This is a genomic window from Actinoplanes xinjiangensis, assembly GCF_003148685.1.
GTDB classification, from domain to species: Bacteria; Actinomycetota; Actinomycetes; order Mycobacteriales; family Micromonosporaceae; genus Actinoplanes; species Actinoplanes xinjiangensis.
In genome coordinates this window covers 568,738-591,168 of the sequence record NZ_QGGR01000001.1, presented here as the reverse complement: position 1 = coordinate 591,168, position 22,431 = coordinate 568,738, and the positions used below count along the sequence as shown (strand labels likewise).

Annotated in this window: 20 protein-coding genes; 13 read left to right on the top strand and 7 right to left on the bottom strand. The window is 71.2% G+C overall.

Annotated elements, in window-relative coordinates; genetic code table 11:
- Positions 1 to 4: 4 nt before the first annotated feature.
- Together BC793_RS02620 and BC793_RS02615 are read right to left on the bottom strand one after the other, a co-directional pair.
- A complete protein-coding gene (locus BC793_RS02620) occupies positions 5 to 1,303 on the bottom strand; it encodes an ABC transporter substrate-binding protein (RefSeq protein ID WP_109588890.1) in 1,299 nt (432 codons plus the stop codon).
- A gap of 9 nt (positions 1,304 to 1,312) precedes the next feature.
- Entirely contained in the window at positions 1,313 to 2,338 is a 1,026-nt protein-coding gene (locus BC793_RS02615) for a LacI family DNA-binding transcriptional regulator (RefSeq protein WP_109589106.1), read from the bottom strand.
- A gap of 217 nt (positions 2,339 to 2,555) precedes the next feature.
- Between BC793_RS02615 and BC793_RS02610 the strand changes: the two genes are divergently transcribed.
- The 8 genes from BC793_RS02610 (at position 2,556) to BC793_RS02575 (ending at position 12,222) form a co-directional block, all read left to right on the top strand.
- On the top strand, positions 2,556 to 3,887 hold the full coding sequence (locus BC793_RS02610; protein ID WP_109588889.1) for a Gfo/Idh/MocA family protein: 1,332 nt from the start codon (positions 2,556 to 2,558) through the stop codon (positions 3,885 to 3,887).
- Positions 3,884 to 5,305, top strand: a complete 1,422-nt coding sequence (gene uxaC / locus BC793_RS02605; RefSeq protein WP_109588888.1) for a glucuronate isomerase — start codon at positions 3,884 to 3,886, stop codon at positions 5,303 to 5,305. The genes BC793_RS02610 and uxaC overlap by 4 nt, the downstream gene beginning before the upstream one ends.
- A complete protein-coding gene (locus BC793_RS02600; protein WP_109588887.1) occupies positions 5,302 to 6,765 on the top strand; it encodes a mannitol dehydrogenase family protein in 1,464 nt (487 codons plus the stop codon). The genes uxaC and BC793_RS02600 overlap by 4 nt, the downstream gene beginning before the upstream one ends.
- Entirely contained in the window at positions 6,762 to 7,880 is a 1,119-nt protein-coding gene (locus BC793_RS02595; RefSeq protein WP_109588886.1) for a Gfo/Idh/MocA family protein, read from the top strand. Before BC793_RS02600 ends, BC793_RS02595 begins: the two co-directional genes overlap by 4 nt.
- Positions 7,881 to 8,087: 207 nt before the next feature.
- On the top strand, positions 8,088 to 9,401 hold the full coding sequence (locus tag BC793_RS02590) for a pectate lyase family protein (protein WP_109588885.1): 1,314 nt from the start codon (positions 8,088 to 8,090) through the stop codon (positions 9,399 to 9,401).
- A gap of 136 nt (positions 9,402 to 9,537) precedes the next feature.
- Positions 9,538 to 10,242, top strand: coding sequence for a fascin domain-containing protein (locus BC793_RS02585; protein WP_109588884.1), 705 nt, complete (start codon positions 9,538 to 9,540; stop codon positions 10,240 to 10,242).
- A 123-nt stretch (positions 10,243 to 10,365) separates the two neighbouring features.
- The gene (locus tag BC793_RS02580; protein ID WP_109588883.1) at positions 10,366 to 11,562 is read left to right on the top strand and encodes a hypothetical protein; all 1,197 of its coding nucleotides are present in this window, start codon (positions 10,366 to 10,368) and stop codon (positions 11,560 to 11,562) included.
- 93 nt (positions 11,563 to 11,655) lie between these two features.
- Positions 11,656 to 12,222: a DUF6584 family protein gene (locus BC793_RS02575; protein ID WP_146246167.1), complete on the top strand. Its 567-nt coding sequence runs from the start codon at positions 11,656 to 11,658 to the stop codon at positions 12,220 to 12,222.
- A gap of 45 nt (positions 12,223 to 12,267) precedes the next feature.
- On the opposite strand, the gene BC793_RS02570 is transcribed toward BC793_RS02575, so the two are convergent.
- Positions 12,268 to 12,873, bottom strand: a complete 606-nt coding sequence (locus BC793_RS02570; RefSeq protein ID WP_158319185.1) for a hypothetical protein — start codon at positions 12,871 to 12,873, stop codon at positions 12,268 to 12,270.
- Positions 12,874 to 13,088: 215 nt separating this feature from the next.
- Between BC793_RS02570 and BC793_RS02560 the strand changes: the two genes are divergently transcribed.
- Positions 13,089 to 13,505 (top strand): hypothetical protein, encoded by a 417-nt coding sequence (locus tag BC793_RS02560; protein ID WP_146246166.1) that lies wholly within the window; start codon positions 13,089 to 13,091, stop codon positions 13,503 to 13,505.
- Positions 13,502 to 15,763, top strand: a complete 2,262-nt coding sequence (locus BC793_RS02555; protein WP_109588879.1) for a polycystic kidney disease 1-like 3 — start codon at positions 13,502 to 13,504, stop codon at positions 15,761 to 15,763. The genes BC793_RS02560 and BC793_RS02555 overlap by 4 nt, the downstream gene beginning before the upstream one ends.
- 118 nt (positions 15,764 to 15,881) lie before the next feature.
- On the opposite strand, the gene BC793_RS02550 is transcribed toward BC793_RS02555, so the two are convergent.
- Entirely contained in the window at positions 15,882 to 16,886 is a 1,005-nt protein-coding gene (locus BC793_RS02550; protein ID WP_109588878.1) for a class I SAM-dependent methyltransferase, read from the bottom strand.
- 47 nt (positions 16,887 to 16,933) lie between these two features.
- Between BC793_RS02550 and BC793_RS02545 the strand changes: the two genes are divergently transcribed.
- Complete coding sequence (locus BC793_RS02545) at positions 16,934 to 17,500, top strand: helix-turn-helix domain-containing protein (RefSeq protein ID WP_109588877.1); 567 nt, start codon at positions 16,934 to 16,936, stop codon at positions 17,498 to 17,500.
- 25 nt (positions 17,501 to 17,525) lie between these two features.
- Positions 17,526 to 18,014 (top strand): hypothetical protein, encoded by a 489-nt coding sequence (locus tag BC793_RS02540; RefSeq protein ID WP_109588876.1) that lies wholly within the window; start codon positions 17,526 to 17,528, stop codon positions 18,012 to 18,014.
- A 281-nt stretch (positions 18,015 to 18,295) separates the two neighbouring features.
- On the opposite strand, the gene BC793_RS02535 is transcribed toward BC793_RS02540, so the two are convergent.
- From BC793_RS02535 to BC793_RS02525, 3 genes are read right to left on the bottom strand one after another with little or no spacing between them, the layout of a single operon-like run.
- Positions 18,296 to 19,315, bottom strand: a complete 1,020-nt coding sequence (locus BC793_RS02535) for a LacI family DNA-binding transcriptional regulator (RefSeq protein WP_109588875.1) — start codon at positions 19,313 to 19,315, stop codon at positions 18,296 to 18,298.
- Positions 19,316 to 19,324: 9 nt separating this feature from the next.
- A complete protein-coding gene (gap, locus tag BC793_RS02530; protein ID WP_109588874.1) occupies positions 19,325 to 20,293 on the bottom strand; it encodes a type I glyceraldehyde-3-phosphate dehydrogenase in 969 nt (322 codons plus the stop codon).
- The gene (locus BC793_RS02525) at positions 20,290 to 21,294 is read right to left on the bottom strand and encodes a GlxA family transcriptional regulator (RefSeq protein WP_109588873.1); all 1,005 of its coding nucleotides are present in this window, start codon (positions 21,292 to 21,294) and stop codon (positions 20,290 to 20,292) included. The genes gap and BC793_RS02525 overlap by 4 nt, the downstream gene beginning before the upstream one ends.
- A 91-nt stretch (positions 21,295 to 21,385) precedes the next feature.
- Between BC793_RS02525 and BC793_RS02520 the strand changes: the two genes are divergently transcribed.
- Positions 21,386 to 22,396, top strand: a complete 1,011-nt coding sequence (locus BC793_RS02520; RefSeq protein WP_109588872.1) for a LacI family DNA-binding transcriptional regulator — start codon at positions 21,386 to 21,388, stop codon at positions 22,394 to 22,396.
- Positions 22,397 to 22,431: the final 35 nt, after the last annotated feature.

Here is a 22,431-nt window from a genome sequence, read left to right as displayed (position 1 = left end):
GGGCTCACCGCTTGATCGCGGCCTGGCTGGCGGCGAAGAACTGCTCGGCGGCCTGGGCGGGAGTGGCGCGGCCGTACTGGGCCTCCTCAGCCGCCTTGATCAGTTCGGAGCGCACCGTGCTGTGGCCCTTCGGCGGAACCGTCGGCGCCGGGCCGAAGTTCTTGCCCAGCTCGTCCATGACCTGGATGGTCTCCTTCATCGCCGCGTTGTCCGTCGACGCGGCGACCTGGGACCGGATGTCGAGGTTCGACGGCAGACCACGGTCGGTGCCGAGGATCTTGCCCGCCTCCGGGTCGTTGACCAGGAAGTTGAGCACGTCGGCGGCGACGTCCTTGTGCTTGCTGCCGCGGTAGACCGAGAAGTACATCGAGGCGCGGGCCCACTGCTTGGTCGCGTCACCCGGGTAGGCGATCACGGCCAGGTCGTCCTTGGTGTTCTTCTGCAGCTCGGGCAGCTGGTTGGCCCACACCCAGGAGGTGAGCGCCTTGTTGGTCACGACCAGCTGCTTGGTGACGTCGGTGGCGTTGCCCTCGTGGATCACGTCCGGGGTCGGGGTCGACTGGCCGTCGCGGGCGCCCTTCCACAGCTCGAACCAGGCCTGCACGTCCGCCTGGGTGAAGCCGAGCTCGCTGCCGTTGTACAGCTCCTTGCCCTGCTGGCGCAGCCACAGCCAGAACGCCTTGTAGTCGGCGCTCGGGTCCATGGTGCCGGCCACCTTGGTCTTCGCCGCGGCGTCCTTGGCCCAGGCGATGTGCTCCTCCCAGGTCTGCCCGGTGGTGGGCAGCGCGACTCCGGCCGCGTCCAGCTTGGCCTTGTTGTAGACCAGGCCCTGGGTGTTCTCACCGGGTGCCAGGCCGGCCAGCTTCCCGTCGACCGTGCCGTACTCGACCAGGCCTTTCTGGAACTTCGAGGTGTCGATCTTGCCCGACTTGGTGTACTCGGCGAGGTCCGCCGTGACGTTCCGGGTGGCGTACTCGGCCAGGTAGTTGTCGTCGATCTGGAAGATGTCCGGAGCGTCGTTGCCGGCCGTCAGGGTGGCCAGCTTGTCGAAGTAGCCCTGGTTGGCCTGCCACGTCTTCTTGAACGTGACCTCCGGGTGCTTCTGGGTGTAGAGGGCGAGCGCCTGCTCGGTGAGCTGGGCACGGGCCTCGCCGCCCCACCAGAAGAAGCTCAGCTCGATCTTGCCGTCGTCGGCGGCACCGTCGTCGCTGCTACAGGCGCCCAGGGCCAGCGGAAGGGCCAGCATGGCGGCCACGACACCGCTGAGCACACGGCGGCGGGGAAGGGGGTGGTATGCGGTCATGGGGTCTCGTCACTCCTTGACGGTTGCGGCAACCTCAGCGTTGAGCGCGACGGCCGGGGCGTACGGCCCCGGGCCGGTGGAGTTGCGAATGATCAAGTCGGTCCGGAGGGTGACCTGTCCGGCCGGCCCGTCGTCGCCCTGCTGGAGCAGCATGTCGACGGCGGTACGCCCGGCGGTCGCGGTCGGGTTCGCCACGGTTGTCAGCCGTGGCCGGACCAGCCCGCTGTACGCGATGTCGTCGATGCCGACGACACTCACCTGCCCGGGAACGTCGACACCACGGTCCTGCAACGCCTGCAGCAGGCCGATCGCCATCAGGTCGTTGTAGGCGAGCACCGCGGTGGCACCGGTGCGCAGCACGGCCTCGGCGGCCGCGGCACCGGTCTCCTCGACCGGCTGGTTCGGGCCGAGGACGGTCAGTTCCGCGCCGGCTGCCCGGGTGGTGGCCCCGGCGGCCCGGCGGATCTCCCGGTTGGTCCATGAGCCACGCGGCCCGGCCAGGTAGACCAGGTGCCGGTGGCCCAGATCGAGCAGGTGGCGCACGGCTTCCCGGGCACCGTGTCCCACGTCCATGACCACCGCGGGCAAGCCGGTGATCATGCGGTTGATCACGACCAGCGGCACCTCGCGGCGCACCTGTTCTATCTGGTCGTCACTCATCCGGGGACTGCACAGCAGGATCCCGTCGACCTGCTTGGCCAGGGCCTGCACCAGGTCGAGTTCGACGATCGGATCCTCGTCGGTGTCGGCGACGAAGACGTGGTAGTCCCGCCGCCGGGCGTGGGTCTCGGCCGCCTTGATCAGAGGCGGGAAGAACGGATTCGCGATATCGGCCACGATCAGGCCGATGTTGTGGGTACGTCCGGTGATCAGTGCCCGGGCCGCCCGGTTGGGGCGGTAGCCGAGCTGCTCCGCGGTGGCCAGCACCCGGGAACGCGTCTCGGGGTTGACCAGGTGCGGGGCGGAGAACGTGCGCGACACCGTGGAGATGTGCACTCCGGACGCTCTGGCGACGTCCCGGATCGTCACGGCCACGGTGCCCTCCTTGATGGCGATCCGGTGTGACCCGGATCTCTCGGTGAGAGCCATTAATGCAAACGGTTGCGGTGGTGTCAACGCCTCTCTATGTCACTCGTGTTTCTGGATCATGATCGGGGTAGGTCAAACACGGACAAATACGTGTTACGCATTGACTTCGCTCGTGCTTCCGCCGCTAATCTGTTGCAAACGTTTGCCGAATGGAGGCGACGGAATGCCCCCGTCACACCGCCGCCGGTATGCCCTCGTGGGCGCCGGCGCACGGGCCGGGATGTTTCTCCGGGCGATCACAGGCGACCACGCGGACGTGGCCGAGCTGGTCGCCATGGCGGACACCAACCCGGCCCGGCCGGCCGTCCACAACGAACGCCTCGCACGCCTCGGCGTGGAGCCCGTCCCCGTCTACGACGCGGCCGACTTCACCGGGATGCTCAAGCGCGAGCGCGTCGACGTCGTGCTGGTCGCGACCGTGGACCGCTATCACGACCACTACGTGGTGGCCGCGCTCGAAGCCGGCTGCGACGCCATCACCGAGAAACCGATGACCGTCGACGCCGCCGGTTGCCGCCGCATCCTGGACGCGCAGCAGCGCACCGGGCGCGACGTCCGGGTCACCTTCAACTACCGCTACAACCCGCTGCACGAGGCGGTGAAACGGATCCTCGCCTCCGGTGAGATCGGCGAGATCGGCTCGGTCCACTTCGAGTGGCTGCTCGACGTGCGGCACGGCGCCGACTACTTCCGCCGCTGGCACCGCGACAAGCAGAACTCCGGCGGCCTGCTCGTGCACAAGGCCGGCCATCACTTCGACCTGGTCAACTGGTGGCTCGACGATGCCCCCGACCAGGTGTTCGCCGCCGGGCGGCTGTTCTTCTACGGCGACCAGGGACGACGGCACGGGTACGCCCGCGACTACGACCGGGCGCACGGCGCGGCCGACGCCGAGGGCGACCCGTTCGCGCTGCGGATGACCGACGAACCGGCCATGCGCGAGCTGTACCTGGAGGCCGAGAGCCACGACGGCTACCACCGCGACCGCAACGTGTTCGCCCCCGGCGTGACCATCGAGGACGACATGGCGGTGCTGGTCCGCTACGCCGGTGGCGCGTCGATGAGCTACCACCTCACCGCGTACGCCCCCTGGGAGGGCTACCGGGTGATGTTCAACGGCAGCCGGGGCCGCCTCGAACTGGAGGTGGTGGAGAGCGACCACGTCGCCCCGTCCGCCGCCGCCGGTGTGAAGGGCGAGCCGGGCGCCGAGTCGACCGCCGAGAAGGGCTTCAAACGGCTGCTGGTCCGGCCGTTCTGGGCGCCGCCCCGGGAGATCGCCGTGGACGGGCTGTCCCGGCACGGGCACGGCGGAGCGGACGTACGCATGCTCGCCGACCTGATCCGCCCGGACGCACCGCCGGACCCGCTCGGGCGTAAAGCCGGCGCCGTCGACGGCGCCCGCGCCCTGCTCACCGGCCTCGCCGCCAACGAGTCCCTGGTCCGGGGCCAGGCCATCCGCGTGCAAGAACTCCTAGATCTCAAGGACAACAGGTGACCGACGAGAACCATCTCCTCCCCGCCGAGCCGATCCAGCGGCAGATCGCCCGCGAGCTGTACCAGCATGCGAAGGACCTGCCGCTGATCAGCCCGCACGGCCACGTCGACCCGCTGCTGCTCGCCGACGACCAGCCCTTCCCCGACCCGGCCCGCCTGTTCGTGGTCCCCGACCACTACGTCACCCGGATGCTCGCCAGCCAGGGCATCCCGCCGGCCCGCCTCGGCGTGCCCAGTGTGGACGGCTCCGCGGTGGAGACCGACGGCCGCGCGATCTGGCGGCTGCTGGCGGAGAACTGGAAGCTGTTCCGGGGCACCCCGTCGCGGCTCTGGACCGAGAAGGTCCTCGCCGACGTCTTCGGCATCACCACGACCCTCGGCGGGGGTACGGCCGACGAGATCTACGACGAACTCTCCGCCCGCCTGGCCGAACCCGAATACCGGCCGCGTGCCCTGTTCACCCGGTTCAACATCGAGGTCCTCGCCACCACCGAGAGCCCTCTGGACGAGTTGCAGGCACACGCCAAACTCGCCGCCGACGGCTGGGGCGGCCCCGGCGGCCGGGTGATCACCACCTTCCGCCCGGACAACCTGGTCGACCCGGACTGGCCGGGCTGGGCCGAACGCGTCGCCGAGCTGGGCGTCCTCACCGGCCAGGACGTCGGCACGTACGCCGGTTTCCTGGCCGCGTTGCGCAGCCGCCGCGAGGCGTTCATCGCCGCCGGCGCCACCAGCTCCGACCACGGCCACCTCACCGCGAAGACGCTGGTGCTGGACGACGCCGACGCCGCTGTCCTCTACCGCAAGGCCCTCGGCGGCGGCGCGGGCGAGCAGGACGCCGAGGCGTTCCGGGCGCACATGCTCGTCGAGTTCGCCCGGATGTCCCTCGACGACGGCCTGGTCATGCAGTTGCACCCGGGCTCGGTGCGCAACCACAACCGGGACCTCTACCAGCGGCACGGCCGGGACACCGGCGGCGACATCCCGTCGGCCACCGACTACGTGCACGCGCTGCGGCCGCTGCTCGACGCCCACGGCACCGATCCCCGCCTGCGGGTCGTGCTCTACACCCTGGACGAGACCGCGTTCAGCCGGGAACTCGCCCCGCTCGCCGGCGGCTACCCGTCGCTCTACCTGGGTGCGCCGTGGTGGTTCCTGGACAGCCCGGAGGGTCTGCGCCGGTTCCGGGAGACGGTCACCGAGACGGCCGGCTTCTACAACACCTCCGGGTTCGTCGACGACACCCGGGCGTTCTGCTCCATCCCGGCCCGGCACGACGTGGCCCGCCGCGTCGACGCCGGATACCTCGCGAAACTGGTCGCCCAGGGCACCCTCCCGCTCGACGAGGCCGCCGAGACCATCGCCGACCTGGCGTACCACCTGCCGAAGCGGGTCTTCCGGCTGGACGGGCAGGCATGACGGTGACCCACCGCCTCGGCCGCGGTGCCCTGGCGTCGCTGCCCGCCGCGAGCCGGCCGGCCGTCGTGCCCGGCTCGGTGCGGCCCGGCATCGTCCACGTCGGACTCGGCGCGTTCCACCGGGCTCACCAGGCCGTCTTCACCGAGGCCGCGGTCGCCGCGTCCGGAGGTGACTGGGGGATCATCGGGGTGGCGCCGCGGTCCCGCGACATCCTCGACCGGCTGCGCGCACAGGACGGTCTCTACAGCGTCCTGACCGTCGGCGACGGGGCGGACCGGGCCAGGGCCGTCGGCATCCTCGGCGGATTCGGGCACGCGGCCGGCGATCCCTACGGCGTGATCGCGGCGATCGCCGACCCCGGGGTGCGGATCGTGTCGATGACCGTCACCGAGAAGGCGTACCGGCTCGACCCGGACGGGCGGCTGCTGCTCGACGACGAACTGCGGGCCCAGCTGACCGGGCACGCGCCGCCGACGACCGTACCGGCGTTGCTGGTCCGTGGTCTGCTGCGGCGGCAGGCCGCCGGTGGTGGACCGCTGACCGTGCTGTGCTGCGACAACCTGATGGGCAACGGACCGCGCATCCGCGGTCTCGTCGAGCAGGCGCTCGACGTCGCCGGCGCGCAGTTGCCCGGCGGGGTGGCGTTCCCGGCCACCATGGTCGACCGGATCGTGCCGGCCACCAGCCCCGACCACATCCGGCGGGCCGCCGTCGCGCTGGGCGCCGGCGACGAGGCCCCGGTCGTGGCCGAGCACTTCAGCCAGTGGGTGATCGAGGACGACTTCCCCGGCGGCCGCCCGGCCTGGGACGGCGTCGGCGCGATCATGACCGACGACGTCACCGCGTGGGAGAAGCTGAAACTGCGGGCCCTCAACGCGGTCCACTCGGCGTGCGCTTATCTCGGGGCACTGGCGGGCCGCGAGCTGATCGCCGACTCGCTGGAGATCCCCGGACTGCCGGCGGTGCTGCGCCGGTTCATCGCCGAGGACATCGCACCGACCTTCGCCCCTCCGCCGGGCGTCACCGTCGCCGGTTACGGCGAGACGGCCCTCGGCCGGTTCGCCAACCGCGAACTCGGCCACCGCAACCTCCAGGTGGCGATGGACGGCAGCCAGAAGCTTCCGCACCGGCTGCTCGGCACCATCGCCGACCGGCGGAGAAGCGGCGCCACTCCCGGTTGGGCGATCCTGGTCCTGGCCGCATGGATGCGCTTCGCGAGGGGGTACGCCGACGACGGCACCCCGGTGCACCTGGACGACCCGCTGGCCGGCCGGATCCGGACGGCCCTCGCCGCCGCCCCGGACACCGCGCCCGGCGTGGTCGGCGCCCTGCTCGCCCTGCACGAGATCTTCCCACCGCACCTGGCCGCCGACGACGACCTGCGTGCCGAGCTGATCCGCTGGTACGGCGAGCTGGAACGGCACGGGGTCGAGGCGACCATCGCGGGTATCGCACGATGACGAGGGTCGCGCTGATCGGGGCCGGCGGGCACGGGCTGTCGCACCGCCGGGTGCTGCAGCGGCTCGCCGGTGAGGGGCGGATCGAGGTTGCCGGGCTGTGCGACCGGCGGCCGGTGGAGCCGCATCCGGACGCGCCACTGGACGGGGTGCCGTTCTTCACCGACCACACCGAGCTGCTGGCGGTCACCCGGCCGGACGTCGTGGTGATCTGCACGCCACCGCACACCCACCTGGCGATCGCGCTGGACGTGTTCGCCGCCGGCGCGGACCTGCTGCTGGAGAAGCCGCCGGTGATGTCCCTGGCCGAGCACGAGCGGCTGGCCGAGGCGGCGGCCCGTACCGGGCGGATCCTGCAGATCGGCTTCCAGGCCCTCGGTTCGGCGGCGCTCGCCGAGCTGTGTGCGACCGCACCGTCCGGCGACATCGGGGTGACCGGGGCCTGGTGGCGGCCGGACACCTACTACCAGCGGGCGCCGTGGGCCGGGAAACGTGTGGTCGACGGACGGCCGGTGCTGGACGGGGCGCTCGTCAACCCGTTCGCGCACGCGCTGATGCAGGCTCTGGTCGTCGCCGGGGGATTCCGGCCGGTGACCCTGGAGATGGAGCGGTACCGGACCCGCGCCATCGAGACCGACGACACCACGTTCGTACGCCTGACCGGCGAGGACGGCCGCCGGATCACCGCGGCGGTGACCCTCGTGTCGCCGGTCTTCATCGCCGGCGAGATCCGGGTCGGCGACGCCGTCCTGGAATACCCGACCGACCGCCTGCGGCTGCCCGGCGAAGCGGTGCTCCGGCACGTCCCGGGCCGGACCGGGCTGCTGGAGAACCTGCTCGACCACCGGCGGGACCCGGCGGTGCCGCTGGTGGCGCCGCTCGCGCGGACCGCCGGCTTCACGGCTGTGGCCGAGGCGATCGTGGCCTCGCCCGCGCCCGCGGAGATCGGCCCGGCATGGCTGACACCGCACCCGGACGGGAACGGCTCGGTCGTCACGGGCATCGACGCGCTGGTCCGGGAGGTGGCCGATACGGGGCGGCTGCCGTCCGAAGCCAGTGTGCCGTGGGCGCGGCCCGGCCACCGGGTGCCGCTCGGCGGCGTGCCGGCGAGCCGGTGACCCGGGCCGCCCGGCGGGACACCTGATCCAGTCCGCAGACCGCGGGCCGGCCCGGTGTCTCGCCGGGCGCCCGCACGCAAGCCACGGGAGGGACCGGCCCGCGTCGGTGGGCCTTTCCCTGCCGTACCGGAAAGGGTTCGTCATTCAACGAAAGGGATTCTGATGTCAGACAGTGTTCTGCCGGACCGGGAATTGGCCGGGTAGGCCGTGCGTACCGCTCTCGCCGCGACCATCGGCCTCGTCCTCGCCGCCGGTGTCGCCACCGTGCCCGCCTCCGCCGCACCGGTGACAACACCGGCCGGTGCGCGGCAGGTCCTTCCCGCCAATGACGGGTGGGCCGCCTCGACCACCGGAACAACCGGTGGTTCCGCGGCCGACGACGCGCATGTGTTCGTCGTCCGCAACCGCGCCGAATTGGCCGCCGCATTGGCCGGCGGCACCGATCCGACGCCCCGGATCGTGCTGATCAAAGGCACCATCCGGGCCAACGAGGATGACGCCGGTAATCCGCTGACGTGTGCCGATTACGCGGATCCGGCCTACAGCCTGGACGGTTATCTCGCCGCCTACGACCCCGCGGTGTGGGGCCGTGCCACCCGGCCGAGCGGGCCGCTGGAGGAGGCGCGGGTCCGTTCCCAGCGCAATCAGGCGGCCCGGATCCAGTTCCGGGTGGGCGCGAACACGACCGTCTACGGCCTGCCGAACGCGCGGCTGATCGGCGGCAACCTGCTGATCCAGAACGTGGACAACGTGATCGTGCGCAACGTGCGGTTCGAGGACGCGGCCGACTGTTTCCCGGCCTGGGATCCGACCGACGGTTCGCTCGGCAACTGGAACTCCGCCTACGACCTGGTCACCCTGACCGGGGCCACGCACGTGTGGGCGGACCACAACACGTTCAGCGACGGAAACAACGTCGACGCGGATCAGCCGCTGTATCTCGGGCGGCCCTATCAGGTGCACGACGGCGCGCTCGACATCATCCGGGCGTCCGATTACGTCACCGCCTCCTGGAACGTCTTCCAGGAACACGACAAGACGATGCTGATCGGGTCGAGCAACACCGTCGGTGCGGATGTCGGAAAACTGCGCGTCACCCTGCACCACAACAAATTCGCCAATGTGGGCCAGCGGGTCCCGCGGGTGCGTTTCGGTCAGGTCGACGTCTACAACAACTACTACTACCAGACCGATGAGGACGCCTATTCGTACTCATGGGGTGCAGGGGTCTACTCGGCCATTCACGCCGAGAACAACTTCCTGCAGCGCAGTGCGGATCTGGCCCTCGAGGACTTCGTCTACGACTGGGGCGGCACGGCGATCACCGAGATCGGCACGCTGACCCGGGTCGGTACCGGGCCGGTGCGGGCGGTCAGTCTGGTCGGCGAGTACAACGCCACCCATGACCCGGACCTGGGCACCGACGCGGGCTGGACGCCGGCCCTGCGAGCCGGTCCGGTCACCCCCACCGCCGCGGTTCCGGCGCTGGTCGACAGGGGCGCCGGCGCGGGCCGGGCCTGAACCGCCGATTCCCGGCCCGTCGGTGACGGGCCGGGAATCGGTTCCCGCACGGATTCGGGAACACCCGGACCAGCGAGTCGGCCTCGACTACGCTGACGCCTATTCCCGACATTTCCGTATTTGCGGAGTGGTTCTCATGAAATCAGCTGTCCGCCGCCTGGCGGCGGTCCCCGTCGGAATCCTTCTTCTCAGCAGTCCCGCGGAACCCGCCGTCGCGGCCGGTTCCACCGCGCTTCTCACCCCGTCCGGCGGCGGCTCGGCCCCGCTTCTCAGCCCGCCCGGCGGCTCGACCGCGCTTCCCGGTTCGCCCGGCGGCTCCACCGCGCTTCTCACCCCGCCCGGCGGCGGCTCGGCCGTGCTCGAACGGATGCGCCGCGACGTCGCCGCCGTCACCGGAGCGGCCGACGTGCCGTGCTGGCGCGATCTCACCATCAAGTCGACCGCCAACAACCGCTACGTCTCCGCGGAGATCGGCTGGAACGGCGGCGACCACGCCGCCCTGCGGGCCCGTGCGGCGACACCCGGCAAGTGGGAGAAGTTCCTCGTCTGCCGGGACGCCGGCACCGGCGTCACCAAGATCCGCGCCCAGGCCAACAACGAGTTCGTCTCGGCGGAACTCGACTACGCCGGCGCCCGCTACGGCATGCTGCGCGCGCAGGCCGAGAAGGTCGGCGGCTGGGAGCGCTTCTACTCCAACAGCGCCCCCGGTGGCCAGTTCTCCTTCTACACCAAGGACACCAAGCGGTGGGTCGCCGCGGAGACCGGCTTCACCGGCCGGCTGTACGGCGTCCTGCGTGCCCGGGCCACCAGCGTGAGTGCCGAGGAGACCTTCGTATGGTGAGGTTCCTTTAAAGTGGAAGCCCCTGAACCTTAAGTTTTTCTTTATTTCGATCAAGGGTGATCCGCCCCTGGGAGCGTTCCCGTATGGACCGGCGAGAAGGTGGTCCAAGAGGAAGGCACGCAGATGAAGCGGTACCAGAGCTACCGGAGCAACGCCGGGGGATCCAACATCCGACGCTGGCGTGTGGCCGGTGTGGCGGGTGTCGCGGTGGCCCTGGTCGGTGTCGGTCTGGGTGTGGCGGCGGCCGCCGACAGTGCCGTACCGACGGTGAACTGCCCGACGGTCGCGGACAAGCTGGGCGCCGTACCGGCCCAGGCACAGGCGGAGATCTCCCGCAACCTGCAGCTCCTGAACACGCAGATCCAGGAGGCGAACAACCGGATCCGCACCAGCCAGGGGCAGGGCGGCGCCAACTTCGTCCAGAACGCGATCCTCGGCCCGCTGAAGGACAAGCGCTTCGCCACCATCAACCGGATGGAGACGGCGATCGGCCGGACGCTGGCGAAGCCGAACCTGAACGCCGAGGGCCTGTCGGGCTGCTCGCTGAACGCGGGCGGCGGCGGCAACGCCTCGCCGGAGCCGGCCAACGTACCCGCCGCCGCCGTCTCGGCCGGTGCCGCCGCGGTCGCGAACGTCGGCACGGTCAACTGCCCGAACGTCGTCATCAACGTGGTGGTCCCGGCGCAGGCCCAGGCCGAGATCGACCGGAACCTGGCGCTGCTGCAGACCCAGATCAACGAGGCGAACACCCGGATCAAGAACACGGTCGGCCAGGGTGGCGCCAACTTCGTCCAGAACGCGATCCTCGGCCCGCTGAAGGACAAGCGCTTCGCGACCATCAACCGGATGGAGACGGCGATCGGCCGTAACGCCGCCAAGCCGAACCTGAACGCCGAGGGCCTGTCGACCTGCTCGCTCAACGCCGCTGGTGGTGGCGGTGCCGCGGAGACCCCGGCCGCTCCGGTGAACAACGGCAACAACGGTGGCAACGGCAACAACGGTGGCAACGCCGGCGTCAACGACGGCACCGCGACCGTGAACTGCCCGAACGTCGTCATCAACGTGGTGGTCCCGGCGCAGGCCCAGGCCGAGATCGACCGGAACCTGGCGCTGCTGCAGACCCAGATCAACGAGGCGAACGCCCGGATCAAGAACTCGGTCGGCCAGGGTGGTGCCAACTTCATCCAGAACGCGATCCTCGGCCCGCTGGAGGACAAGCGGTTCGCCGCCATCAACCGGATGGAGACGGCGATCGGCCGCAACGCCGCCAAGCCGAACCTGAACGCCGAAGGCCTGGCGCCCTGCTCGCTGAACCAGTGATTCATCCCGCCTGATCCGACGACGGCCCGGCTGCCTGGCAGCCGGGCCGTCGCGGCTTCCGCCGGGTGGCGCCGATCCACCACAATCGACGTCATGGCGAAGCCCGAAGTCCTGGCCAGAGTGGACGCCGATCTCGATCGCGGTCACACCCACCTCGCCACCCAACGGCTCAACAGCCTGATCGCCCAGGACCCGTACGATCTCGGGCTGCGCGCCCGGCTCGCCGCCGTCCACCGCCGCACCGGAAACCATGCCGGAGCCGGCCGCTGGGGATACCTCACCGAGGACGTCAGCGAAGCTGAGCTCACCGCGTTCGCCAAGGCGTACTACTGCTCCGCGGCCGACCAGTTGCGGGCCCTCGTCCTGCGGGGCGAGACACCGCCCGGTCTGGGTCCGCTCGCCGGCGCCCGGCTCGCCGCCCTGACCGCGAAGGCCCGCTCGACGGCGGCCGCCGGGTCGCCCCGCACGACGGCCCGCTCCGGCGCCGCCCCCATCGCGGGCATCGCCGCCTACGTGCCGCCGCCGGCACCCCGCCCGAAGCCGCCGCCACCCGACTCGCCGTCGCCGCGCGGTGACGCCGTCGTCGGCGCGATCATGATTCTGATCCTCCTGGGCTTCACCGTGATCGGAGTGGTCACGGTCATCCGCTGGATCCTCTGAACCCCGGGCGACCGTGGCGCGGGGCGGACGGCGGCGCCCCGCCGGTCACGCGTTCTCCTCCTGGAACAGCTTGTCCAGCGTGGGGCGGGCGGCCTCCCGCGCCTCCCACGCCTCCAGCACGTCCACCTCGGCGTTGTGCGCCTCCTCGACCAGCACCTCGGCCGCCACCGACGCCACGTGCACCTGCTCCCGCGACTGCACGGTGTCGGCCACCGCCTCCTCGTAGGCGCGGCGGGCATCCCGGACCCGCCCGTCGTCGAGCTGCTCCGCCGGCGGGCCGGCGTGATGCCAGATGCCGTTGAGCTGCTCCACCGACAGCTCCCCGCGCCGGTAGGCGGCCAGCGCCGCACGCTGCACCAGCAGATGCGCCTCGTCCGCCGTCGCCACCCGGGCCTCCCAGCGCGCCTCCAGGTAGCGGTCCTCCGCCCGGTCCCGTGCCCCGGCCGCCCGCTCCGCCTCCCGGCGCGCCTCCTCGGCGGCCTCGGCGGCCCGCTCCGCGGCGGCCCGCACCGCTTCGGCGTCGGCCAGTAACTGCTCGACCTCACCCGGGCCGGCCGCCTTCCGCGGCCGCTGCCAGACGGCCACCGCCGCGACGCTCGTCAGAACGGCTACGACGGCCGCGGCCGCGATGGCGGCCCATGTCCAGACCATCGCCTGTTACCCCTCCCCGTGCACGATCCCCATCGATTCGACCGTAGGTGGACGAATGGATCTTCGCCACCCGGGCCCGGAGCACGGGACGACCACCACATCGCAGAGGGATAGCACTATCCGATAGCCTCCACTCCCGCGCGTGGCACTTCGGGTCCGTAACGCGGACGTGGTAGAAAGCCCGCCGACACCGATCGATACGGGGAGGGCCGGCCGTGCCAGGGAGTACACACACGATCACCGACGGCGGGAACGGGGCCGTTCGCGCCGGCGGCAGCGTGGTCGTCTACCTGCCCGTCGGTGTGCGCTCCCGGCTGCGCGAACGCGCCGCGGCCACCGGCCGGTCCCACACCCAGCTGGTGTTCGATGCGCTCAACGCCACCCACACCCGGCTCGCCGAGGTCGTCGGTGGCGCCGAACCCGACGGTGAGACCGACGGCATCTTCCTCAGCCAGCGCTCCGGCCGGCGCCGGCACCGCGAGGACCGGGTGCAGGTGTCCATCCGGCCGCACCCGGCCAACCTCGCCGTCATCGACGAACTGGCGGCACGGCACACTACCGGCAATCGCTCCGCACTGATCGCCGCGGCGCTCGACGAACACCTACCGGCTGTGAAAGGCATCACCTCGTGAAGCAGTTCAACGACATGGTCGCCGGCTTCTGGGGCGACTACGCCGCCCTCGTCCTGCTGGCCGGCGGTGTCCTCGGCATCGTGCTGCTGATCGGCTTCGCGATCTGGGCCAAACGATCCAGGAAGCCACTACGGCCGATCGCCCTGGCCTTCAGCATGAACCTGGCGCTGCTGCTCAACGCCGAAGGCATGTGGGTCATCGCCATCGACCAGCTCCGGCTGCCGCCGATCTTCGCGGTGCTGGTGTTCGCGGTCTTCGAGATCTGCTTCCTCACCGCCACGTCCCTCGCCGCCGAGCAGTACCGGCGCACCTCCACCTATGCCGCCGACGGCACCATCGTCACGCCCGGTCACCCCGGGCCGATGCTGTGGATCGCGGCCCTCATCGCGGGACTCTCCGGTGTCATCGTGGCCAGCAACGCGGTCACCTTCACCGAGAAACTGCTGCGGCTGGCCGTACCCTGCATGATCTTCCTGATGTGGTGGGCGGCGCTCACCGCCGCCGGGCAGCGGGTGCGGCGCGGTCGCTTCGCCTACAGCCCGCGCCGCCTCGCGGAGCGCTGGGGATGGCTCATCCCCGACGACGACCCCGATCTGGTACGGATGGCGGCCGAACGCCAGGTGCGCCGGATGGTCGTCAACTACCACCGGGTCAGCGCCGGGCGGTTCCCCAAGCCGTGGTGGCGCAACCGGCTCCTCAAGGACGCGCGCACCGCCGGGGAACCCGTCGTCGACGAGGTCATCGAACAGCTCGCCCGCATCCAGCGGGTGATGGACCTGCTCGTTCCGGGTGCGGTGCGGATCAGCGTTCCGGTCCGGACCCCGGTGGCCGCGCCCGTGGAGACGCCGGCCACCACCGTCCTCGCCGGAATCCCGGAGCCGGTGCCGTCGCTGGAAACCGTGGCCGCGGTGACCCCGGCGGGTGCCTCCTCGGCGCCGCAGTCCGGGCAGGCCGTCCAGTTCGTGGAACCGGTCCAGTTCGTCCCGCCCGCTCCGGTGATGGCCGACGGGTCCGGCGAAATGGTGGGAGTCAACGGGTCGGCGTCGCAGCGTGAAACCGCGGCTCGGGATGCCGTGGTGAGCCCGAACGGCATCGGGGCCGCCGACCTCGGGACCACTACCGACACCTTGCACGTCATCCGGTCCGCTTCCGTTCCCGCCTTCCCCTCGGATGAGCGGGCCTCGGGTGGGCGTGCCTCCGACGAGCGTGCTTCGGGTGAGCGTGTCTTGGACGAGCGTGTCTCGGGTGAGCGTGTCTTGGACGAGCGTGTCTCGGCTGAGCGGGCCTTGGACGAGCGTGTCTCGGCTGAGCGGGCCTCGGATGGGCGGGCCTCGGATGGGCGGGCCTCGGGTGGGCGTGCTGAGCCGACCTCGCCCGCCGGTGCCGGTGACCCGATTGTCACGGGCCGGGCCACCGTGGTCGAGCGTGCGGTCGCCGCCGGGGCCGGGGTGCTGCCGATCCCCGTCCAGCGTGGAGTCGGCCGCGACGGCGCACCCGTGCCCGGCTCGCCGGCGCCGGCCGCCACCCCCGCCTGGGCGGCCACCCCGACCGGGGCGCGCCCGGCCGTCAGCATCGCCGGATCGCCCTGGTGGCGGCTCGCCGTCGACCGTCTCAGCAAGATGGTCGCCGAGGAGATCACCGCCGAGGACCTGCCCGAGATGAACTACATGCGGCGCACCGAACTGGCCCGCAAGCTCGCCCCGCGCGTCCAGGAACTCGGTGAGGGCGTGGTCCGCACGTTCATCAACGAGTACATCAGCGAACTGGACGGCGAGCACGTCGAGTCGGCCTACCCGTGGCGGGACTTCCTGCCCGCCCCGGCACTCGCCCCCGAAGGCTCCGAGGCCTGGCACAATGCCCTCCTCGACCTGCGCGCCGCCCTCGAAGAGGAACTCGGCGACGGCCAGCCCCTCGACCCGGAGGAACTCGCCGACCTGCTCGCCCCCAGCGCGCCCCGTCTCGACGAGGCCACCATCCGCCGGTTCGTCGGCGACTACGTGCTCGCGCTCAGCGGCATGCTCGCCCCCGGAAGCGGCCAGCCCTGGGCCGAACTGCTGCCCCGCCCGCAGAGCATCCGCCCCGCCAGCGACGAGGACCTGCTCGAGATGCACGGCGCCGAACTCTTCGAACACCTGCGCAGCACCGGCCGGCTGAGCCGCTACAAGGTGCAGGCGGTGACCGGGATCAAGAGCCGCGTCCAGGCCGACCGCATCAAGATCCTCGTCGAGGAACGAGCCGCCGAGACGGCGACCGCCTGACCGTTCCCCGAAACGCACACGGCCGGTTTCCGGTGCTGTCCCGCAGGTCGCGCGGGCGCCGGGAGCCGGCCGTGCACGATCTGGCGGCGGATGGCGATCCAGGCCGACCGGCTGTGATCTAGCGGAGGGTGGCGATCCACGCCGACCGGGTGCTGTGGACCCGGAGGTCCGAGCGGGTGCGCAGGGCACGGGGGCCGTCGTCGGCAAGCAGGTCGTCCAGGGTGGAGGCGTCCTCGGGCGTCAAGCGGTCGGCCAGGGCGGAGCGGATGCGGCTCAGGGTCGCGTAGGCGTAGCGGATCGCGGCCTCCGGAAGCGGTGAAGCCATGTCCACGGTCAGGACCCGGGACTCCAGGATCGTGAAACCGGCGCCGGTCAACCGGGCCGGCCAGTCCGACCCGATGTGCGGCAGATGCTCGGCGCGGGCCTCGTCCAGCAGGACGTGACAGCGGGCCTCCGTGCCGGGACGGCCGAAGCCCAGATCGTCGGGCAGGAAAAGGGGCATCCGCTCCATCTCGATCACGGTGAGCAGGCCGCCCGGGCGCAAGGTGGCGTGGATGTCGCGGAGCACCCGATCCGGGTCGGCCATGTGGTGCATCGACGACGAGGCCCAGACCAGGTCGGCCGGACCGGTGCCGGGCCAGCCCTCGTCGAGGTCGGCACGCAGCGGCCGGATCCGGTCGGCGAGGTCGAGACGGGTGGCGCTGTCCCGGAGGTGCTCCAGCATCTCCTCCGAGGTGTCGATCGCGGTGACGGACGCCTCCGGGAAGCGGCGGAGCAGGGCGAACGTGCCGGTTCCGGTGCCCGCCCCGATGTCCAGGATGTCGCGGACCGGGTGATCGCCGGCCAGCTCGGCGGCCCGGCTGGTCAGCTCGGCCAACTGGGTGGCGGCCACCTCGGCGTCCAGATCGAGCATCTCCTGAAGGCCTTCGCTGTGCCCGTGCCCACCGCCGTGCCCATGGTCTCTGTGCTCGTGCCCGCCGTGTCCTTGGTGGTGATCGCCGTGGCCGTGGCCCTGTTCGGCGTGTCCGTGATCGCTGTGGCCGTGGCTGCTGTATTCGCCTTCCTGCTGACCGTGGTCGGGGAGAGCGCTGTGCGGGGGACCGGGGTGATGAGCTTGTGCCATGGGACGACTGTAGGTCGCGTTTGCGGCTGACGCATACAATCTTGCGTATGACGCAAGATGCTGAGGTGGATGCGATCGTTCGGGCGCGTATCCGGGGGCTACGGATCGCCAAAGGCTGGTCGCTGGATGAGCTGGCGGGGCGGTGTTATCTCAGTCCGTCGACGTTGAGCCGGATCGAGACGGGGCATCGGCGTATCGGGCTCGACCAGCTCACGGCCATTGCCCGCGCCCTCGGGGCGAGCCTCGATCAGCTTGTCGAGACTGCGGGGGACGCTGTCGTCATCAAGCCGCACCACCATCCGGAGCGGGGGATGACGACTTGGGTGCTCAGCGGGGACGACGCGCGCAACGGCCTGACTGTCGCACGGATCAGGGTCGCCCGGCCGGCGTCGCGGCGGCCCGAGGATCAGCGGGTGCATCCGGGGCGTGACTGGTTCACGGTGTTGTCGGGGACCGTCGAGTTGCTGCTCGGGGAGCGGGAGGTGCTGGTCCACGAGGGGGAGGCGGCGTCCTTCTCCACGATGACCCCACACGCGTTCGGCGCCCGGGGCGGGCCGGCTGAGGTGATCGCGGTGTTCGACCCTGACGGCGAGCGCAACCACGTCGACGCCTGACGGTGGCCGAGGGGATGATCTTCGGGTGGCTCATGAACTTCGGCTCTTCGCGGACTATCACCAGATTCACGTCACTGACTCGGCGCTCGCGGGGGACCTCGAAGAGGCGTGGACCGAGGAATCGGTTGCTGATCAGCTGGCTGTCGCCGACGGCGTGGCCGGGGTGGGCACCGTGGTCAACGTGTTCGTGGCGGTGACCGTGGAGATTCTGGAATCGGCGCCGGTTGCCGAGTTCGACGGCTTCGATCATGTGGTCGAGGGGGCGTTCGAAGTGGGCACGGGGCGGGTTCTCGTGCTGGGGTGCACCGATGAGGTGGCCGATGCCGCCGGGTTCGAGGTTGCGGTGGGATGGACCCGGATCCGGGTGTCACGGTCCAACCTGGAGGCGGCCTGGCGTGCGGACATCGACTCCGCTGAGGATCCGGAGACGACCGAGCGCGTGCTGATCCAGTTGTGGCCGGGGGAGCCGGGGCCGGTCACCGTGCTCAAGCGGTGGACCGAACCCGTCTCCTGAAGGAGGCGTAGACACCTCTTGCGCGGATCGGGGCATGCGTGGCCGTATCAAATGAAAAACCGGCCGAGGACGAGCCCGCCGGAAAGCGGAAGTGACGCGGCGTGAACGTGAACGGCTGCGGTGAGCCCGCCGGAAAGCGGAAGTGACGCGGCCTGAAGGTGAACGGCTGCGGTGAGCCCGCCGGGAAGCGGAAGTGCCGCCGGGCCCAGGCGGTGGGTTGACTGCGGTGAGGCCGGGGAATCGGGTGGCGGAACGCGCCGGACGGAGGTCGCCGGCCGGCGTCAGCGAGGCGGCGGCGGTACGCAGGAGGCGCGCCAGGCCAGGGTGGCGTCGGCGGGTTCGGCGTGCGGAACGTGGTCGTCGTCGAGGGCCAGGGCCATGGCCCGTTCGCCCATCTCGACCAGCGGTAACCGCACGGTGGTGAGGGCGGGGGTGACGTCGCGGGCGATGGGCATGTCGTCGAAACCGGTGACCGAGACGTCCTCGGGGACGCGGATGCCCCGCTCGCGGAGGGTGGCCATCGCGCCGACCGCCATCGAGTCGTTGAGGGTGATCAGGGCGGTGAGGCCGGGCTGGGCGTCCATCAGGGTGCCGGCCGCGGCGGCGCCGCCGTCCCGGGTGAAGTCGGAGTAGATGAGACGTGCCGGTGGCAGGTCGACGCCGGTGTCGGCGAACGCGCGGCGGAAACCGGTGAGGCGGTCCGTCGTCGTGGTCAGGTAGCGCGGGCCGGCGATCACGCCGATCTCGCGGTGACCGAGTTCGAGGATGCGCAGGCCCAGCGCGTGGGCGCCGGCCTCGTTGCCGGGCAGGACAGCGGTGCCGACCAGGCGGTGCCGGCCGATCACGGCGACCCGGCCGCCGGCCTGCTGGTACGCCTCCAGCTCCCCGTTGAGGCGGGCGGTGAACTCGTCGTCGTGGTAGCCGGAACCGGCGAGGATCAGTGCGTGCACCTGCTGGGCCCGCAGCAGCGCCACGTAGGCGAGCTCGCGTTCCGGCTCCCGGTAGCTGTTGCAGATCACCAGGAGCCGGTCGTGTGCGCCGGCCTGTCGTTGCAGGCCGCGGGTGATCTCGGCGAAATACGGGTCGGAGACGTCGTGGACGATCACCCCGACCGCGGACTTGCGGGGGCGGGCCACGTTCTGCGCATGCGCGTTCGGCACGTAGTGCAGCTGGCGCACCGCCGCGAGGACCCGCTCCCGCAGGTCCTCGTTGACCTTTTTCGCACTGTCGTTGATGACGCGGGAGACGGTCGCCGGGGACACCCCGGCGAGCCGGGCAACATCCGCCAGGGTGACCGCCATCCGCACAGGTTAACGGGCCAGCAGCGTCAATGTGTCGACGACCCGGTTCGCGAAGCCCCATTCGTTGTCGTACCAGGCCACGACCTTGACGAGGCGGCCGTTCGCGGCGGTCAGCAGCGAGTCGAAGATCGAGGACGCCGGGTTGCCGGTGATGTCCGACGACACCAGCGGGTCGGTCGAGTACTCCAGCACGCCGCGCAGCGGGCCGGCCGCCGCCGCCGCGAACGCCGCGTTGATCTCGTCGGCCGTGACCAGGCGGTGGACCAGCGCGTTCAGTTCGACGAGCGAGCCGACCGGGACCGGCACCCGGACCGAGTAGCCGGACAGCTTGCCGTCCAGGCGGGGCAGGACGGTACCGATCGCGGTCGCCGCTCCGGTCGTCGTCGGGGCGATGTTGACGCCGGCCGCCCGGGCCCGGCGCAGGTCGCGGTGCGGGCCGTCCTGGAGGTTCTGCTCCTGCGTGTAGGCGTGCACCGTGGTCATCGAACCGGCCTCGATCCCGGCCAGGTCGTCGAGCACCGCCGCGACCGGGGCCAGCGCGTTCGTGGTGCACGAGGCGTTGGAGACCACGCGGTGACGGTCGGGGTCGTAGGCGTCGTGGTTCAGGCCGTACGCGATGGTCACGTCGGCGCCCTTCGCCGGGGCGGTGACCAGGACCTTCCGGGTCACGTGCACGCCGGCGCCCGCGGTGAACCGGCCGGTGGACTCGATCGCGACGTCGACGTCCTGCCACGGGAGCCGGGCGGGGTCGGCCTCGGCCGTCACGGCGATCTTGTGACCGTTGACGATCAGGTGATCGCCGTCGGTTTCCACCGAACCCGGGAAGCGGCCCAGAGTGCTGTCGTAGCGGAGCAGGTGGGCGAGAGTCCGGGCGTCGGTCAGGTCGTTGATCGCGACGATCTCGAGATCGTCGCGGCCCGCGGCGGCTCGGAGTACATTTCGCCCGATACGGCCAAAGCCATTGATAGCAGCTCTCATGCCGTCAATTGTTCGCGTTCGACGGGAGTGGCGGCAGGGCCGGCAGCGCCGGATCCCGCAAGTTTTCCGCCAAACGCGCGCCGGTACTCGGTCGGCGTCATGTCCAGGATGCGCTGGAAGTGCAGCCGCAGGTTCGCGCCCGTACCCAGGCCCACCCGGGCGGCGACCTGTTCCACGCTCAGCGCGCTGCCCTCCAGCAGCGAACGCGCCAGATCGATCCGCGCCCGCAGGATCCAGTGCATCGGCGTGTACCCGGTGTCCTCGACGAACCGCCGGCCGAACGTGCGCGTCGACACCCCCGCGTGCCGGGCCAGGTCGGCGACCCCGATCGGTTCGTCCAGCCGGTGCAGGGCCCACTCCCGCGTCGCGGCGAAGACCTCACCCAGCGGCTCCGGCACGGTACGGGGCACGAACTGCGACTGGCCACCACTGCGGTACGGGGCGGCCACGATCCGCCGGGCCACGGCGTTGGACGCCTGCACCCCGTGATCGCGGCGGATCAGGTGCAGGCACAGGTCGATCCCGGCCGCGACCCCCGCCGACGTCAGCACCCGGCCCTCGTCGACGAACAGCACCCGGGGATCGACGGTGACCTTCGGGTACTCCCGGGCCAGCACCGGGGCCATCGACCAGTGCGTCGTCGCCCGCCGCCCGTCCAGAATCCCGGCCGCGGCCAGCGCGAACGCACCCGTGCAGATCGACACCATCCGCGCGCCACGGAACGCCGCCTCCCGCAGGCCGTCGAGGATCCGCCGGTCCAGTCGCCGTAGCGGGGTGTTGTAGCCGGGCACGATCACGGTGTCCGCGTGGTCGAGCGCCTCCGGGCCGTACTCCACCACGAATCCCAGCCCGTCCCGCCCGGTGACCGGCCCGGCCGCCAGCGAGCAGTGCAGCAACTCGTAGGGCAGACCGTGCTTCGGGGCGAAGATCTGCGCGCTGATCCCGACGTCCAGAGGCGCGGCGCCCGGCAGCACCAGGACCGCGATGCGGTGAGGTTTCACGCCGACAACTCTGCCGCAGCGCCGCCACCACCCTGGAAAGCCGCAGGCCGCACGTGTACCGTGGGTCGGTCGCGGAAAGGACGGTTCAGCGATGAATCAAGATCGGAGCCGCTCCACCGGGCGGCCGACTCTGGAAGAGGTCGCGGCCAGGGCCGGCGTCGGCCGTGGCACCGTGTCCCGGGTCGTCAACGGGTCGGCACAGGTGAGCCCCAAGGCGCGGGAAGCCGTCCAGGAGGCCATCGATGCGCTGGGCTATGTCCCGAACCGGGCGGCCCGCGCGCTCGTCACCCAGCGAACCGATTCGATAGCCCTGGTGATCTTCGAATCCGGTGAGCGGTTCTTCGCCGAACCCTTCTTCGGCCGCATCGTGCAGTCCATCTCGTCGGTGCTGGTCGCCCGCAACCTGCAGATGGTCCTGATGATCGCGCAGGCCCCCGAGGAACGCCGCCAACTGGAGGGCTACCTCACCCGCCAGCACGTCGACGGCGCCCTGCTGCTCTCCCTGCACGGCGACGACCCGCTCCCGGCCATGCTCGAGGAACGCGGCGTTCCCACGGTCCGGGCCGGCCGTCCGTATCATCCCGAGCCGGTCAGCTTCGTCGACGCCGACAACCGCGCCGGTGCCCGCGCCGCCGTCGCCTACCTCCGCGACCAGGGCCGCCGCTGCATCGCCACGATCACCGGCCCGCTCGACATGGCCGTCGGCATCGCCCGCTACGACGGCTACCGCGACGTCGTCGGTGAGGGCCCCGCCGCCCGCGGCGACTTCGGCGAACTCTCCGGTGCCGCCGCCATGGAGTGGCTCCTCCAGCAGTACCCGCAGATCGACGCCGTCTTCGCCGCCTCCGACATGATGGCCGCTGGTGCGCTGCGCGTGCTGCGCCGGGCGGGCCGCCGGGTGCCCCAGGACGTCGCCGTCGTCGGCTTCGACGACTCCGTCATCGCCCGCCACACCGACCCGCCGCTCACCAGCGTCTACCAGCCGGTCGAGCAGATGGGCCAGGAGATGGTCCGCCTCCTGCTGGCCAAGATCGACGGCGACGAGCCGTCCGACTTCGAGACCGTCCTGCCCACCCGCCTGATCCTGCGCGGTTCGGCTTAAACCTCCCCTTTCGTACGGTCTACGCCGGCTCCCGT